Origin of the sequence: Aurantiacibacter suaedae (assembly GCF_005434915.1) — a bacterium.
GTDB classification, from domain to species: domain Bacteria; phylum Pseudomonadota; class Alphaproteobacteria; order Sphingomonadales; family Sphingomonadaceae; genus Alteraurantiacibacter; species Alteraurantiacibacter suaedae.
Genome location: NZ_SKCG01000002.1, coordinates 254352 through 268634, shown reverse-complemented (window position 1 = coordinate 268634; position 14283 = coordinate 254352). Strand labels below are relative to the sequence as shown.

Below are 14283 nucleotides of genomic sequence, written 5' to 3'. Positions count from 1 at the left end.
GTTTTGCCCGCGATGCTATCGCGCGGGGGCAGGGCAGGCTAGGGGCATTGCCATGCGTATCGTGTTCAGCCGCAAGGGTTTTGACAGCGCCTCGGGCGGCGGGCCATCGCCGATTGTCGCGGGGAGGCCGGTAACCCTGCCGATCCCGGCGGGCGCGGGCCTTTCGCACACGACCTATGGCGCGCTGGGGCTGGGGGACCATGCGGCGAAGGCGAGCCGGGGCCGCCTCGGGGCCGAGAGCCTGTGCCATCACGATCCGATGTTTCGCGACGATGGTCAGGTGCTGCTGGGCCAGTGCGGCGCGGCGCAGACGCATCTTGCCAACCGTGGCGTGGGGGCAGGCGATGTGTTCCTGTTCTTCGGCTTGTTCCGCGAGGAGGCGGGCAAGCCGCATCACCGGCTGTTCGGCTTTCTGCGGGTGGAGGAGGTGCTGCCGCTCGCGACGATGGATTCCGCCCGGAAAGCCGAGCTTGCCGCACTGGGCTTCCCGCACGCGCTGGCTCTGCACGCCAGCAATGGCAACGACACGCTCTACCTTGGGCGCGGTGGGCAGGCGTCGCGCGCCAGCGATGCCCTGCGACTGACTGAGGAGGGTGCTTCGCCCACCAATTGGCGGGTGCCCGAATGGCTGGGCGAAGTGGGCCTGTCCTATCATCATAAGCCGGAGCGCTGGACCATGCCGGGACAGCTCAAAAGCGTCGCGCGCGGGCAGGAATTTGTCGCCGATGTGGGCGAGCGGGACGATGCCCGGCGCTGGGTGGAAACCCTTGTGGCCGAGATGGACGCCTAATCGCTGTTGAGGCAGTTTATTGCGTCGAGCACGCGCGCCTCGATCTCCTCGCGCGGCAGGCCCGGGGGAATCGGCTCGCCGAAGTGCAGCGTGATCGTGCCCGGCTGCTTCCACGTGCGCTGGTAGATCGGCCCGGAATCGACCGCCACCGGCACCACCGGCAGCTTCAGCATCTTGTAAAGCGCGGCAAAGCCCGATTGCAGCGGCCCGCGCACGCCGTGAGGAACGCGGGTGCCCTCGGGAAAGATGACGATTGGCCGGCCCTGTGCCAGCGCCGCCTTCGTTTCCTTCATCATGCTGCGCAAGGCGCTGGCCCCGGCATCGCGGCGCACCTCGATAATGCCATAAAGCCGCGCCGCCCGGCCCCAGCCGGGGATCGAATACAGCTCGGCCTTGGCGAGGCCTGCGGGATATTCGAAGATCACCGGCATTTCGATGGCTTCGGCAAAGGCCTCGTGCTTTACGGCGTAGAAGGCCAGCCCCTCGGGCCGCTGGCCGGTTTCCACCACACGGACGCCGATAAGGGGCAGACAGCGCCGGTGCCAGCGCCCCCAGCTATCGCAGATTACGCGCAAAGCCTTGGGCCGGTCGAGATAGCTCACCAGTACGGCCGCCATCACGAACAACACCGATCCCCCGTAAAAGGCGGCATAAAAGGCGATGTTGCGCAGATAGATCATCGGAACGGGGCCACTACGAAGGCAACCAGGAACTTGTTGTATTCGAGGAAGAAGGTCCACAGGCTCGCCTCGGAGCGGACCGCGTCGCGCGCGATCACGATGCCACTCGGCAGTTGCGCGGCCAGTTCCAGCGCCGCGCGCCGCATGTGCCAGTCGGCGGTCACCAGCACCAGCGAGTCCTGATCGTGCGCCGCCACCCAGTCCGCTGTTTCGAGCGCATTGCCGCGCGTGTCGACCGCGATATATCCCAGTGTAATGCAGCATTCCATCAAAGCGTGATCGACCCCGTACTCGGCCTCGAACTCTTTTTCCTTCACCGCCGCATCGACCCCGGTGACAAGCATCTGATCGACCGTCCCTGCCCGCAGCAGCTCAAGCCCGCGCGCAATACGTCCGCCGCTGCCGGTGGGCACCACCACCGCATCGCCGCGCGCGGCGCTGTCGGGCTGCGGCAACACGCCTGCAAACCATACGAAGCCGCCGAGCCAGGCAAGCAGCACAAAAGCGATCAACCGCCGGATCATCGGGCCTGCCTCATAGCTTGCGCCGCAAGGCCGCCAGCACCGTGGCGCGCGCGGTAATCATGGCCAGCACCAGCGCAATAAGCGGCACGGCCAGCAACAGCCCCCAGTCGCCGAGCGACAGCCCGCCGCCCGCCACCAGCCCGGAGCCGAGCGCGGCGAACTGCGCGCCGAGCAGCATCACCGCCGCCAGCCCAAGCAGCAACCCGGCGATCCCGCCGATGAACGCATCGATCCCGACCGAGCGCTGGAAGATGGCGGCGATCTGGCCATCGGTGCCGCCGAGATGGTGGATCACCTCAATGGTGTCGCCGTTGCTGCCCAGCGCCGTGCGCGCGGCCAGCCACACGGCCGCCGCCGCCGTCAGCGCGAGCAGCGCCACCAGCCCCAGTGCCAGCAGCTTGAGGCTGCGCATCGCATCGAACACCGGGCCCAGCCAGTTCGCCTGGGCATCGACCTGCGCCGCCGGGGCGATCGGTTCCAGCTTGGCCCGCAAGTCGCGCAGCACCGGCGCGGTGACCTCGTTATCGAGCTGGGCGTCGATCAGGCTCGGCGTGGCCAGCGCCTCGTCTTCAAGAGTGCCCGCGCCCAGCCACGGTTCGAGCAATTGCGACAGCTCCTCCTGCGGCACCTGGCGCACCTCGGTCACGCGCGGGTCGGCCTCGAGCACGGCGAGCGCGGCCTGCGTCTGGCGGGCGCGTTCGCCCGGCGCACCTTCCACCACTTGCACGGTGATCCCGCCCGCGATCTCGGCGCGCGCATTCTCGGCCACATTGTCGAGCGCCAGCGCGGCGGCGGCGGAGATCACGGTGAGCGCGACCATGATCGCGATTACCCATGGCATCGGCCCGCCGATCCGCGCCTGCGGCAACAGCCGCGCCGCCTCGCCGGGCACCAGCCGGGCCGCACCGTCGAACAGCCGCGCCAGCATCAGTTCGCCTCCCGTTCGCGGCGCGGCGGATAACGCAGCGCGCCGGTGGGATCGGACAGCCGCCCCTTGTCGAGCCGCATGATCAGCGAATCGGGCACCTTGCGCAGCAGGTGAACATCGTGGGTGGCCACCACCACCGTGGTGCCGAGCCGGTTCAGCGCCTCGAACAGCCGCAGCAGTTTCACGGCCATTTCCGGGTCGACGTTGCCGGTCGGCTCGTCGGCCACCAGAATTTCGGGCCGGGCGATCACCGCGCGGGCGATGGCAACGCGCTGTTGTTCTCCGCCCGAAAGCGTGGCGGGATGCGCATCGGCGCGGTGGTCGAGCCCGACCCATTCGAGCATGTCGGCCACGGGCTTGGTAATCTCGCGCTCGCTCATCCCGGCGATGCGAAGCGGCAGGGCGATATTGTCGAACGCGCTCAGATGGGGGACGAGGCGGAAGTCCTGAAACACCACGCCGATCCGGCGGCGCACATCGGGCAGGCGGTGGCGCGGCAGCGTGATCATGTCGTTGCCGAACATGCGCACAACCCCGCGCGAGGGGCGCTGGGCGCAATAGAGCAGCTTGAGCATCGAGGTCTTCCCCGCGCCGCTGGCGCCGGTGAGGAAATAGAAGCTGCCGGGATAGAGCGTGAACGAGACATCGGACAGCACTTCGCGGTCGGTGCCATAGCGTAGCCCGACATTGTCGAATTCGACGATCGATCCCGCGCCCGTGCCCATGCCCGCTAGCTAGGGGAAGGGCGCGTAAACGGGAAGGGTGATTGGCGCGCAGGGGAAGAGATTTTCGACCGGCGCTTGTGGAAAAACGCAGCCACGGGGCGGCCTGCCCTTGCACGCTGGCCACATCAAGCCAATGCGGTGTATGAGGACGAATTGGATGTGAGTTAAAACAGTTCGATGATTATCCAGTGCCCTGCCTGCTCCACGCGCTATGCGGTGCCGGACGATGCCATCGGCATCGACGGGCGAACCGTGCGCTGCGCGAAGTGCCGGCAGAGCTGGTTCCAGGACGGGCCGGAGCAGTTCGTGGACGATGCGCTGTCACCAGCATCGCCCGCCCCATCATCGCCCGCGCCGCTCGCTCCACAGGACGCGGAGCCTGCGAGCGAAGCAGCACCGCCAGCGGAAACGACCACCGAGCCCGAATCGCAGCCTGAACCTGCGCCCGCGCCAGCCCCCGCCGCCGCTGCTGTCTACGAGGATGAGCCGGGCTTTGCTGAAAAGCCCGCCGCGCGCGTTGCGGTGCCGCCGGTTGTTGCGGCTGCATACGGCGAGAGCGAGACCTCGCAATACGATCGCCAGCCACCCTTTCGCCGCCGCCGCAATCCCTTGCGGATGTGGAGCTGGGCCGCCGGCATCTTCGCGCTGGTGGCAGCCGGACTGATCGTGGCGGTGAGCTTCTATGGCTTGCCCGAATGGGTGCCGGTCAACCGACCGACATTCGCCATGTCGCCGCCGGACCTGCAGATCGACTTTCCGGCCGACCAGCAGGAACGGCGCGAATTGCCTAACGGCACCGAGTTCTTCGGCGCATCGGGCACGATTACCAATATCGGCACCGAGCAGCAGGCCGTGCCTACGCTATTGATCGTGCTGCGCGATGCGCGTGACCGGATCGTTTATTCGTGGGAAGTCCCCCCGCCCAAGCGCCAATTGGCCCCGGGCGAGAGCGTGACCGTGAACGAAGCGGTGACCGATGTGCCACGTTCGGCACGTGTCGCGGAAATCGGGTGGAAGCCGGAATAAACGGCACTTTGCGAATAGGTGCTTGCAGCGCATATCTGGCTTTGCTAGGGGCGCGCTCCTACCCGATGGGGCTGCGGCCCTTTCTTCCTGATGTGCGGTCGTGGCGGAACTGGTAGACGCGCAACGTTGAGGTCGTTGTGGCCGAAAGGCCGTGGAAGTTCGAGTCTTCTCGACCGCACCAATCAGTCAGCCAAACAATCAGAATCGCTTTGCCGGCAGGCGAAGCCGGGCCTTGTTCGCGTGCGCCAACGGGCTGCGCAGGCCGATAAGGTGCAGCGTGGACCTGGTGCCGTCCGCAGTGGACGCGTCTGTGTTGCGCTCGCGAGAAAATTGCGGGGCGTGCCGCAAGTGGGCGTCCATCCCCTCTCCAGATGCTATCGAAGCGGCAGAAATCCGCAGTTTTATTGATAGAGTCAAAAAGGCTTTATTTTGATTTTGTCAAATGTATGCTGCGAGTCGCGCTGACCAAGGCCCGGCAGCGTGGGGCATCCCGATAATAATCATATCAGGGCCGGAAAAACATTGGGGGAGTATCCATGGCGTATCGCAATTCTGCGTGGGCCCGCGCGTGCCTGCTCGGCACTTGTGCAGTCGCAGGCCTCTCGGTCCCGGCACTCGGCCAAGAGCGGCCATCGGGCGCGGCGGCAGCCCAGCAGCCAGCCTTCGGAACAGAGATCGTGGTGACCGCCGAACGGCGCGCGACCAACCTGCAGGACACGCCGCTGTCGATCGTGGCGGTGACCGAGGAATCGATCGAAGCGAAGGGGATCGAGGATCTCGAAGATCTCGCCACCTTCACCCCCAATCTCAACATCACCGGCGGGCGCGGTTCGGGCAATGCGAACCCGCAGTTCTCGATCCGAGGTATCTCCGGCGGCGGAGGCGCGGCGGGTGAGCGCGGGGTCGGGCTCTATCTCGATGGCATCTACATCCCGCGCACCAACGGTTCGGTGCTGCGCGTGCTCGATATCGACCGGGTGGAGGTGCTGCGCGGCCCGCAAGGCACGCTGTTCGGCCGCAACTCGACCGGCGGCGCGATCCGCTATTTCACCAAGCGGCCCGAATTCGGGATGACCGAAGGCTATGTCCGCGCGACCGTCGCCAACATGGACCGCTCCGAGGTGGTGGCCGCGCTTAACCTCCCGCTGGGCGAGATGGCGGCGATGCGGGTGCAGGGGGCGCGGCTGGTGCAGGGCGGCTGGGTCCAGCGCGGGACGCAGGATCTGGGGCGGACCAAGGACTATATCGGGCGCGTAGACCTGCGCGTGGAGGCGAACTCCGATCTGATGATCGACCTTGGCTTCGTTTATTCGGATTCGGAAGGGACCAGTTCGCCGCAGGTGTTCGAGGAATTCGACATGCGGCCCGGCATCGGCGAAGGCTTCTGGCAAGGCAACTATGCCGACTGGGTGGGCGATGCGCTGATTGCCGACGGGCAGGAGCGGCTGGCGGCCTACAACGATCCGCGCCTCGTGATCGATGACTTTACCGCGCCGAGCATCTGCCTGCTCGACGACTTCGATCCCGACTGGGACGAGGCCTGCGAACAGTTCACCAACACCACCTATTATCAGGGCAGCGCCAACCTCGTTTACGATCTGTCGACCACAGCCTCGATCACCAGCACCACGGGTGTGTCACGGCTGGAGAACGAAAGCCGGGTGGACTGGCAGTTCCTCGGCACCGAGCAGCGCGATGTGGGAATCGAATCCTCGGTAATCTATCAGGAGCTGCAACTGAATGCGGAGCTGTTCTCTGGCGCGGTCGATCTTGTGTTCGGCGGCAGCTACTTCCACGAGAAGTCGTTCAGCGATGCCGAGGTCAACACCCGGCGCGGCACCAGCGATACGCCGCGCGGCGGACCGTTCAAGGATCAGCCGCGTCCGAACGGCAACGCAGACGCGGGTCTGTTCCACCGCGACGATATCGAGACCACGCAGAAATCGGACTCGATCGGCATCTTCGTCAGCGCCACCTGGCACATCACCGAGCGGCTGAACTTCACCGGCGGGCTGCGCTATGCGCATGACTATAAGAACTACGAAGAAACCGAGTTTCCATCTGCCGATTTTACGCCGGTACCGGGGACGGATTCCACCACCGTGTGGAGCGACCATAGCTGGGACGAGATCGACTGGCGCGGATCGCTCGACTACCATCTTACCGACCGCTGGATGTGGTACGCTACCGTTTCAAAGGCTTACAAGGCAGGCTCCTACAGCGGTGTAGGAATCCTGTCCGAAGTTCCCGGAGATGAGCAGAGCGGAGATTATCTCCAGCCGATCGATCCCGAACGGGTGGTGAGCTACGAAACCGGGATGCGTATCGAGGCATTCGGCGGCCGCCTGCGCTTCAATCCGACAGCTTTCTTCATGCAGTGGACGAACCGCCAGGCAGCGCGCCAAGTGCAATGCGCGGGCGAGCCGGACTGCCCTTTTCCGCCGGGGTTCCGGGTTGAGGTGTCCAACACGGGCGATATCGACATCTTTGGGGCCGAGCTCGATGCTCAGGCCTATCTGACCGAGGACTTCTGGCTGGATGGCTCGTTCGGCTATACCGGCTACGACCTGAAGGATGAGAGCGCGAACGGTGGCCCGAACCTCTACCCCGAGCCCCCGGAATTCGCCTATAATGTCGGCGCGAACTATTCAGCCGATATCGGGCCGGGCCAGCTGACGCTCAACGCCAGCTATGCCTACACCTCCCATCAGGCCACCCATCCGAGCGAAACCGGCGATTCTGCCTATCGGCTGCCGGCGATCGAACTGGTCAATGCGCGCATCCGCTTCCAGCCGCACGATGTTCCGGTCTCGATCAGTGTGTTTGCCAACAACCTGCTCGACAACACCTATGCGACCTACGCCACTCGCTTCGGCGGCGGCTACTGGGATCGTGGTGGGCCGACCCGCATCCAGATCGATGGCTCGCGGCCCGAACGCTCGGCGCTGTTCGTGGTGCGCGGGAAGCCGCGCGAGGTGGGACTGACACTGCAATACGATTTCTGACCGAGCGCCGTTGAGCGAGGGGCCTGCCGGGTGTGTGTATTTCCTTCGCGTCCGGCAAGACCCACTTATTGAGTTTATCAAAAAGGTGATTTAAGGGTGCCAACAATATCACGGGAGAGACTTTTGAACCGCAATCAGCCTTTCGCCGTCTGCCTGCTTACCGCTGCGCTGGCCCTTGGGGTGGCCTCGCCTGCGGTGGCGCAGGATGAAGCCGCTCCCGTTCAGCCTGAGGTGACGCGCGAATACGTTCCGCTGTCGCCCGAGCGGCTGGAGGGCATGGTGCCCAGGCACCCCGGCTATCTCGGTGCGCTCGCCCCGGAAAACCTTGCCAAGGATCGCCCCGCGCCGCCGTTCGATCTGACCGGCACATGGTTCGTCGATCTGTCGCAAGGCTTTGCCCACTATCTGTTCGGCCCGCCCTATCCGCAGTTCGGCCCCGAGGGGATCGAGGCGCTGATCGAGGCGCCCAAGGCGCAGGCGCGCAACGAGACCTATCGCGACGCGATCGGCCAGTGTTACCCGCCGGGGATGCCGATGATCATGACGCGGGTGTGGCCCCATGCCTTCATCCAGCTGCCCACCGCGATCTACATGATTTCCGGCTTCAACAATTCGGTCCGCACGATCTTCCTGGACGGGCGCGAGTTCTCCGATCCCGATTTCGTCGTGCCCGGCTACAACGGCGAAAGCATCGGCCATTTCGAGAGCGATACGCTGGTGGTCCACACCAAGTACCTCGAACCGTCGAACCATTACATCGACCACGGCATTCCGATTTCCGATCAGTTCGAAATCATCGAACGCATCCGCCTGATCGAGGATGGCACGGTGATGGAGGTGGAATACGAGCTGATCGATCCGCTGATGTGGGAAGGCGAGTGGAAAAGCACCAAGCGCTTCACCCGGCAGGACTACACCGACATCAACGAGAGCAACTGCATCCTCGCCTACAACGAAAACCTGCCCGGCACAGAACTCGGCAGCGAGATGGCGGAGGAGCGGGGGCAAAGCGAAATCGAAGGAACAGCAAATGACTGACAAGCTCACGCTGGCCGCTTGCGCCGGTGCAGCTCTGGCGGTGACGGCGCTTGGCGCGCTCGCCCCCCATGCTGCGCTGGCCCACCACAGCTTCGCCATGTTCGACCAACGCAAGGTGATGACGCTGGAGGGCACCGTGCATGAATTCCAGTGGACCAACCCCCACGCCTTCATCGAGCTGGACACCCGCAACGCGCAGGGCCGCACCAAACGCTATTCGATCGAGCTGAACAGCCCCAACAACCTCACCCGGCAAGGCTGGCGGCGCAATTCGCTGCGCCCCGGCGAAACGATCAGCCTGCGCATGGCACCGCTGCGCAATGGCAGCCCCGGCGGGCTGTTTCTCGATCTCACCAAGGCTGACGGCACGGTGCTCGATTCCGGCCTGCCGAAAAACGGCTCGGCCGTGAACGTGCCGCAGCTCTGATCCAAGGGAACCACGGTCATGAAAAAGTTTGCAATGCTCCTGCCACTTGCCGCCCCGCTGCTGACGCTTGGCGCGCTCTCCCCGGCTGCGATCCCGGCCAGCGCGCACCACTCCTATTCGATGTTCGACATGCAGAAGACCTTGGTGCTGGATGCCACGGTCACGCAGTTCCGCTGGCAGAACCCCCATGCCTTCATCGCCATCGAGGTGGAGGAGAACGGCACGCCGCAGCGTTGGTCTATCGAAATGACCAGCCCCAACAATCTGGTGCAGAGCGGCTGGCGGCGCACCTCGCTTCGCACCGGCGACAAGATCCGTCTGTGGGTCCACCCGCTGCGCTCGGGCGCGCGCGGGGCGAGCTATGTCGGCGTGCGCCTGCCCGATGGCAGCACGCTGGGAGAAGTCGGCTGATGGGCATAAGGCCACGGCCTGGGGGAGAGACATACCCATGAGTATTCGCCGCGCTGCGCTGGCAGCCTGCATCGCCCTGATCCTTGTCCCGCCCGCATCGGCGCAGATGGCCAGCTCGCCCGTTCCCGAAGGGCTGACCGAAGGGGAGGGGGCGCCCTGGCCCAAGGGTAACTACGCCGCGCTTGATGAGCTGCCCGACTGGGGCGGGATCTGGTTCCTCCAGCGCCGCGCGCCCGGCAGCGGGCCGCCTCCGCAGCCGGTGCTCAAGGGCGAGTATGACGAAGCGCGCGAGGCATGGCGCGCCGAAGTGGCTGCCAACAACGGGGTGGAGCGGCTCGACCGGTCGAACTGCTCGCCACCCGGCCTGCCGCGCATCATGCAGCTCGCGCAGTATCCTTATGAGTTCCTGTTCACACCGGGCCGCGTCACCATCAACCAGGAAGCCTGGATGCAGACGCGCACGATCTGGACCGACGGTCGCGAGCATCCCGAAGACCCCGATCCCACTTACCACGGCCATTCGATTGGCCATTGGGAGGACGGCGGGCTGGTGGTCGACACCATCGGCATTTCCGACCAGCTCGAAGTGGGCGACGGTGGCCGCCATTCGGACCAGTTCCATCTTACCGAGCGGATATATCTCTCGCCCGAAGATCCCGACACCCTGATCAACGAGATGCGGATGGAAGACCCGGAGGCCTTTGCCGAGCCGTTCGAGGTCACGATGACCTACCGCCGTGATCGCAACGGCACGCTGATCGAGTTCCAGTGCTCTGAGAACGACCGCAATCCGGTCGATGAAAACGGCAACACGCTATATCTGTAAGCTACACCACCCCGCCTGACAGCGCTATACATTGCGTCGCACCATCGGCTCATCTAGTTTTGGGCCGATGACGGAATTAGCAGCAGAATCGGCCAGCGACGACGAGCAGGCGGGCCTATCTTCGAACGAGGACGATAGCGGCGGCGGCGGTCGCTCCGCGTTCATGCGCGAGCTTGCCTCGATGCGCATGATCAAGCTCTACAGCCTGCTGCGCCGTTCGGGCACGCTCGCCCGGCGGCGACAGTTCGGCATGAACGAGACCGACTGGTGGATCGTGGCGCAGGTGGGCGAATATGCGCCGCTCTCGCTCAATGGCCTGGCCGAGCGGTTGGGGCAGGATCGTGGCCAGCTCAGCCGCGCGGTGAAGAGCCTGGTTCAGCGCGGCCTGCTCAAGCGCGGCCGCAAGCCCGGCGGCCCGGAAATCGAGATTTCTCTCGCGCCCGAAGGCCAGCGTATTCACCGCGATATGATCGAACTCGCCATCGATCGCGACCGCGAGCTGACCGAGGGGCTCGCACCCGATTCGCTCGAAGTCCTGCGCGGGCTGGTCGAGGAGATGATCCTCCGCGCCGAGGCAATGCTGGGCGAGGAAAAACGGCTGGCCGCGCTCGAGGCCGAGCGCGGCGACGGCTAGAGCGTAAACCTAGACCGGCAGGCCCACGTAGTTTTCGGCGATGCTGGTCTGCGCCGCGCGGCTGGAGGCGATGTAGTCCAGCTCGGCCACCTGCATCGCGCGCTCGAACGGGCCATCCTCGGGGAAGCGGTGCATCAGCTTGGTCAGCGTCCAGCTGAACCGTTCGGACTTCCACACCCGCGCCAGTGCCGTATCGGAATAGGCGATCACGCCTTCGTTGCTGGACCTGGTGAAGAATTCCGTCAGCGCGGCGGCGGCATAGTGCACGTCGCTGGCAGCGAGGTTCAGGCCCTTGGCTCCGGTCGGCGGCACGATATGCGCGCTGTCGCCGCACAGCAGCAGCGAACCGTGACGCATCGGCGCAAAGACGTAAGAGCGCAGCGGCGCGATGCTCTTCTCCAGCGCCGGGCCGCGGGTGATATGGGCCGCCGCATCGGGGCCCAGGCGGATCGCCAGCTCGTCCCACAGCCGCTCGTCGCTCCATTCCTCGACCTTGTCGGTCAGCGGCACGTCGACATAGTAGCGACTGCGTGTGTTCGAGCGCATCGAGGCAAGCGCGAAGCCGCGTTCGTGGTTGGCGTAGATCAGCTCGTGATTGCACGGCGGCACATCGGCCAGAATGCCGAGCCAGCCGAACGGATAGACGCGCTCGAATTCCTTGCCCACGCTGGCCGGGATGGCCTGGCGGCTGGGTCCGTGGAAGCCGTCGCACCCGACGATGAAGCGCGCGTCGATGCGATGCTCGGTGCCGTCCTTGCTATAGGTGACGTAGGGTGCGTCGCTCTCGACCTCGTGCAGCGCGGCATTGCTGGCTTCGTAGATCACCTCCAGCCCGCGTTCGGGGGCAGCGTCCATCAGGTCGCGGGTGAGTTCTGTCTGGCCGTAGACCATCACCCGCTTGCCGACCAGTTCGGCCATGTCGATGCGGATCAGCCGCTCGCCATCGGCAAGATTGAAGCCGTCGTGCCACAGACCCTCGGCCTTCATCCGCGCATCGAGCCCGAGCCGCTCCATCAGCGCGACCGTAATCGTCTCCAGCACGCCCGCGCGGATGCGTCCGAGCACATAGTCCGGCGTCTGGCGTTCAAGCACCACGCAATCGACGCCCTCTGCGCGCAGCAGGTGGCCGAGCAGCATGCCGGCGGGACCGGCGCCGATAATGCAGACCTGAGTTTTGCTGACCAAGGGCGTTTTCATGATTGAGGGCATCCTTTCGCGTTCTTTCTCGCATGACTAGACAGGCGCGCCGGGGAGCCAAGAAACGATCCGCCAAACAACTTGGACTTTTCGCCGAAACTGGCGCAACATGGCCATTGTGAACGCCCAGCTGCCGCCCCCTTTCTTCCTTTATGGAGAGCCGCCGCGCGCGGCGGACCCGGATTTTCTCCATGTCGAGGATCTGGCGGTGCGCTCACGCCCGAACGGCTGGCGCATTGCCACCCACCGCCACGCCGATCTCAACCACCTGATCCTGATCACCGAAGGCGGCGGCGCGACGCTCTACGAAGGGCAGGAAGAGGCCTTCGTGGCACCCAGCTTGCTGGTGGTTCCGGCCGGAACCGTGCATGGCTTTTCGTGGGAGCGGGGCACGCAGGGGCGGGTGGTCACCATCGCCACGGTGCAGCTCGAACAGGTGCTAAATCAGTGGCGAGAGGGCGCGCCGCTGTTCGCCGCACCCCGGGCCGTGGCGCTGGAGCCTGCCGAATGCGCCGACCTTGCCAGCGCCATTGCCCAGATCGAACGGGAAAGCGCCTGGCGGGCACTTGGACAAAATGCCGCGCTGCAGGCTCTGCTGCAACTGCTGCTGGTCCGCGCCGCACGCAGCGCGCAGCGCATTGGCGCGAACGGCGCCGGATCGGGCAAGCAAGTGCGGCTAGTGGCACGGTTCCGGCAACTGGTCGAGGAGCGCTATCGCCAGCGCGAGCCGGTGGCGGCCTATGCCCGCGCGCTCGGCGTCAGCGAGACAGCGCTGCGCGATGCCTGCGCGGCGCAAGGGCTCTCCCCCACGCATATCCGCGACGAGCGCGCCGTGCTCGAAGCACAGCGGTTGCTCGCTTTCTCGGCGGTGAGCGTGGCCGAGATCGGGGCCAGCATCGGCCTTGCCGACCCGGCCTATTTCTCGCGCTTCTTCCGCCGCCTGTGCGGGGTCTCGCCCGGACAGTGGCGCGTCCGTGTCGCCGGGCGCAAGCACGGCTAGCCCCGCCAGCAGAATTGCTTGGGGGAAGGCCCGGTGCGGCTTGCTTGAATTGCCTGCGGGCTGGACCTAGGTCGGGCGCAAGGAAAAGGGATTCGAAAACATGGCCACCCACACCACCCGTATGCTCATCATCGGTTCCGGCCCGGCCGGCTATTCCGCCGCGGTCTATGGCGCGCGCGCGGGGATGCAGCCGATCGTGGTGCAGGGGCTTCAGCCCGGCGGGCAGCTCACCATCACCACCGATGTCGAGAACTATCCCGGCTTTGCCGACGTGATCCAGGGCCCCTGGCTGATGGAGCAGATGCAGAAACAGGCCGAGCATGTCGGCACCCGCATGATGTGGGACACCATCGTCGAGGTCGACCTTGAAAACGGCTCGCCGTTCCGCGCCGTGGGCGATAGCGGTGATGAATATGTCGGCGACGTGCTGGTGATCGCCACCGGTGCGCAGGCCAAGTGGCTGGGCGTTCCGGGCGAGCAGGAGCTGGGCGGCAAGGGTGTTTCGGCTTGCGCCACCTGCGACGGGTTCTTCTATCGCGGCAAGAAGGTGGCCGTGATCGGCGGCGGCAACACCGCGGTGGAAGAGGCGCTGTATCTTACCAATCACTCTGACGATGTGACGCTGATCCACCGTCGCGACGAACTGCGCAGCGAGAAGATTTTGCAGGACCGCCTGCACGCCTCCGACAAGATCACGCCGCTGTGGAACAAGGCGGTCGAGAGCTTCGAGGCGGGCGAGGATGGCAAGCTGCATCACCTCAACCTCGTCGACACCGTGACCGGCGAGAAATCCACGCTGGAGGTCGACGGGGCCTTCGTCGCCATCGGCCATGCGCCCTCGACCGAGCTGTTCAAGGGCAAGCTGGAGATGGACGATGGGGGCTATCTCGTCACGGAACCGGGCACGCCCAAGACCGCGATCCCCGGCGTGTTCGCGGCAGGCGACGTGATGGATCACACCTATCGTCAGGCAGTGACGGCGGCAGGCACCGGCTGCATGGCCGCGCTCGATGCCGAGCGGTTCCTCGCCACGCTCGAATATGCAGCCAAGGAAGCCGAGGCCGCCGAATAG

The 14283-nt window shown here is 65.4% G+C and carries 15 protein-coding genes and 1 tRNA gene; 11 read left to right on the top strand and 5 right to left on the bottom strand.

The window, feature by feature from the left end; all coding sequences use genetic code 11:
• The first annotated feature begins 52 nt into the window (after positions 1–52).
• Positions 53–790, top strand: coding sequence for an Nmad3 family putative nucleotide modification protein (locus E0473_RS07580; RefSeq protein ID WP_137680274.1), 738 nt, complete (start codon positions 53–55; stop codon positions 788–790).
• On the opposite strand, the gene E0473_RS07575 is transcribed toward E0473_RS07580, so the two are convergent.
• The 4 genes from E0473_RS07575 to ftsE are packed head-to-tail and all read right to left on the bottom strand — an operon-like array spanning position 787 to position 3647.
• A complete protein-coding gene (locus E0473_RS07575; protein ID WP_137680273.1) occupies positions 787–1470 on the bottom strand; it encodes a lysophospholipid acyltransferase family protein in 684 nt (227 codons plus the stop codon). The two genes, E0473_RS07580 and E0473_RS07575, sit on opposite strands and share 4 nt — an antisense overlap.
• A complete protein-coding gene (locus tag E0473_RS07570) occupies positions 1467–1994 on the bottom strand; it encodes a YdcF family protein (protein ID WP_137680272.1) in 528 nt (175 codons plus the stop codon). Before E0473_RS07570 ends, E0473_RS07575 begins: the two co-directional genes overlap by 4 nt.
• Positions 1995–2004: 10 nt before the next feature.
• The gene (locus E0473_RS07565) at positions 2005–2922 is read right to left on the bottom strand and encodes a cell division protein FtsX (protein ID WP_137680271.1); all 918 of its coding nucleotides are present in this window, start codon (positions 2920–2922) and stop codon (positions 2005–2007) included.
• Positions 2922–3647: a cell division ATP-binding protein FtsE gene (gene ftsE / locus E0473_RS07560; protein WP_137680270.1), complete on the bottom strand. Its 726-nt coding sequence runs from the start codon at positions 3645–3647 to the stop codon at positions 2922–2924. Before ftsE ends, E0473_RS07565 begins: the two co-directional genes overlap by 1 nt.
• A gap of 177 nt (positions 3648–3824) precedes the next feature.
• On the opposite strand from ftsE, the gene E0473_RS07555 reads away from it, so the two are divergent.
• From E0473_RS07555 to E0473_RS07520, 8 genes are all read left to right on the top strand, one after another.
• Positions 3825–4673 (top strand): MJ0042-type zinc finger domain-containing protein, encoded by an 849-nt coding sequence (locus E0473_RS07555; RefSeq protein ID WP_137680269.1) that lies wholly within the window; start codon positions 3825–3827, stop codon positions 4671–4673.
• A 94-nt stretch (positions 4674–4767) separates the two neighbouring features.
• Positions 4768–4854: transfer RNA gene (locus E0473_RS07550), tRNA-Leu, on the top strand.
• A gap of 355 nt (positions 4855–5209) precedes the next feature.
• Positions 5210–7678: a TonB-dependent receptor gene (locus E0473_RS07545; protein WP_137680268.1), complete on the top strand. Its 2469-nt coding sequence runs from the start codon at positions 5210–5212 to the stop codon at positions 7676–7678.
• A gap of 123 nt (positions 7679–7801) precedes the next feature.
• Positions 7802–8716 (top strand): hypothetical protein, encoded by a 915-nt coding sequence (locus E0473_RS07540; protein WP_137680267.1) that lies wholly within the window; start codon positions 7802–7804, stop codon positions 8714–8716.
• Complete coding sequence (locus E0473_RS07535) at positions 8709–9143, top strand: DUF6152 family protein (protein ID WP_137680266.1); 435 nt, start codon at positions 8709–8711, stop codon at positions 9141–9143. The genes E0473_RS07540 and E0473_RS07535 overlap by 8 nt, the downstream gene beginning before the upstream one ends.
• 18 nt (positions 9144–9161) lie before the next feature.
• Positions 9162–9554 carry a DUF6152 family protein gene (locus E0473_RS07530; RefSeq protein WP_137680265.1) on the top strand — a complete coding sequence of 131 codons (393 nt, stop codon included), beginning with the start codon at positions 9162–9164 and terminating at the stop codon, positions 9552–9554.
• A gap of 37 nt (positions 9555–9591) precedes the next feature.
• The gene (locus E0473_RS07525) at positions 9592–10380 is read left to right on the top strand and encodes a hypothetical protein (RefSeq protein WP_137680264.1); all 789 of its coding nucleotides are present in this window, start codon (positions 9592–9594) and stop codon (positions 10378–10380) included.
• A 67-nt stretch (positions 10381–10447) separates the two neighbouring features.
• A complete protein-coding gene (locus tag E0473_RS07520; RefSeq protein WP_137680263.1) occupies positions 10448–11014 on the top strand; it encodes a MarR family winged helix-turn-helix transcriptional regulator in 567 nt (188 codons plus the stop codon).
• A gap of 9 nt (positions 11015–11023) precedes the next feature.
• Here E0473_RS07520 and pobA read toward each other — a convergent pair whose 3' ends face one another.
• The gene (gene pobA / locus E0473_RS07515) at positions 11024–12211 is read right to left on the bottom strand and encodes a 4-hydroxybenzoate 3-monooxygenase (RefSeq protein ID WP_137680262.1); all 1188 of its coding nucleotides are present in this window, start codon (positions 12209–12211) and stop codon (positions 11024–11026) included.
• 109 nt (positions 12212–12320) lie between these two features.
• On the opposite strand from pobA, the gene E0473_RS07510 reads away from it, so the two are divergent.
• The gene (locus E0473_RS07510; protein WP_137680261.1) at positions 12321–13211 is read left to right on the top strand and encodes a helix-turn-helix domain-containing protein; all 891 of its coding nucleotides are present in this window, start codon (positions 12321–12323) and stop codon (positions 13209–13211) included.
• Positions 13212–13311: 100 nt separating this feature from the next.
• Positions 13312–14283: a thioredoxin-disulfide reductase gene (gene trxB / locus E0473_RS07505; protein ID WP_137680260.1), complete on the top strand. Its 972-nt coding sequence runs from the start codon at positions 13312–13314 to the stop codon at positions 14281–14283.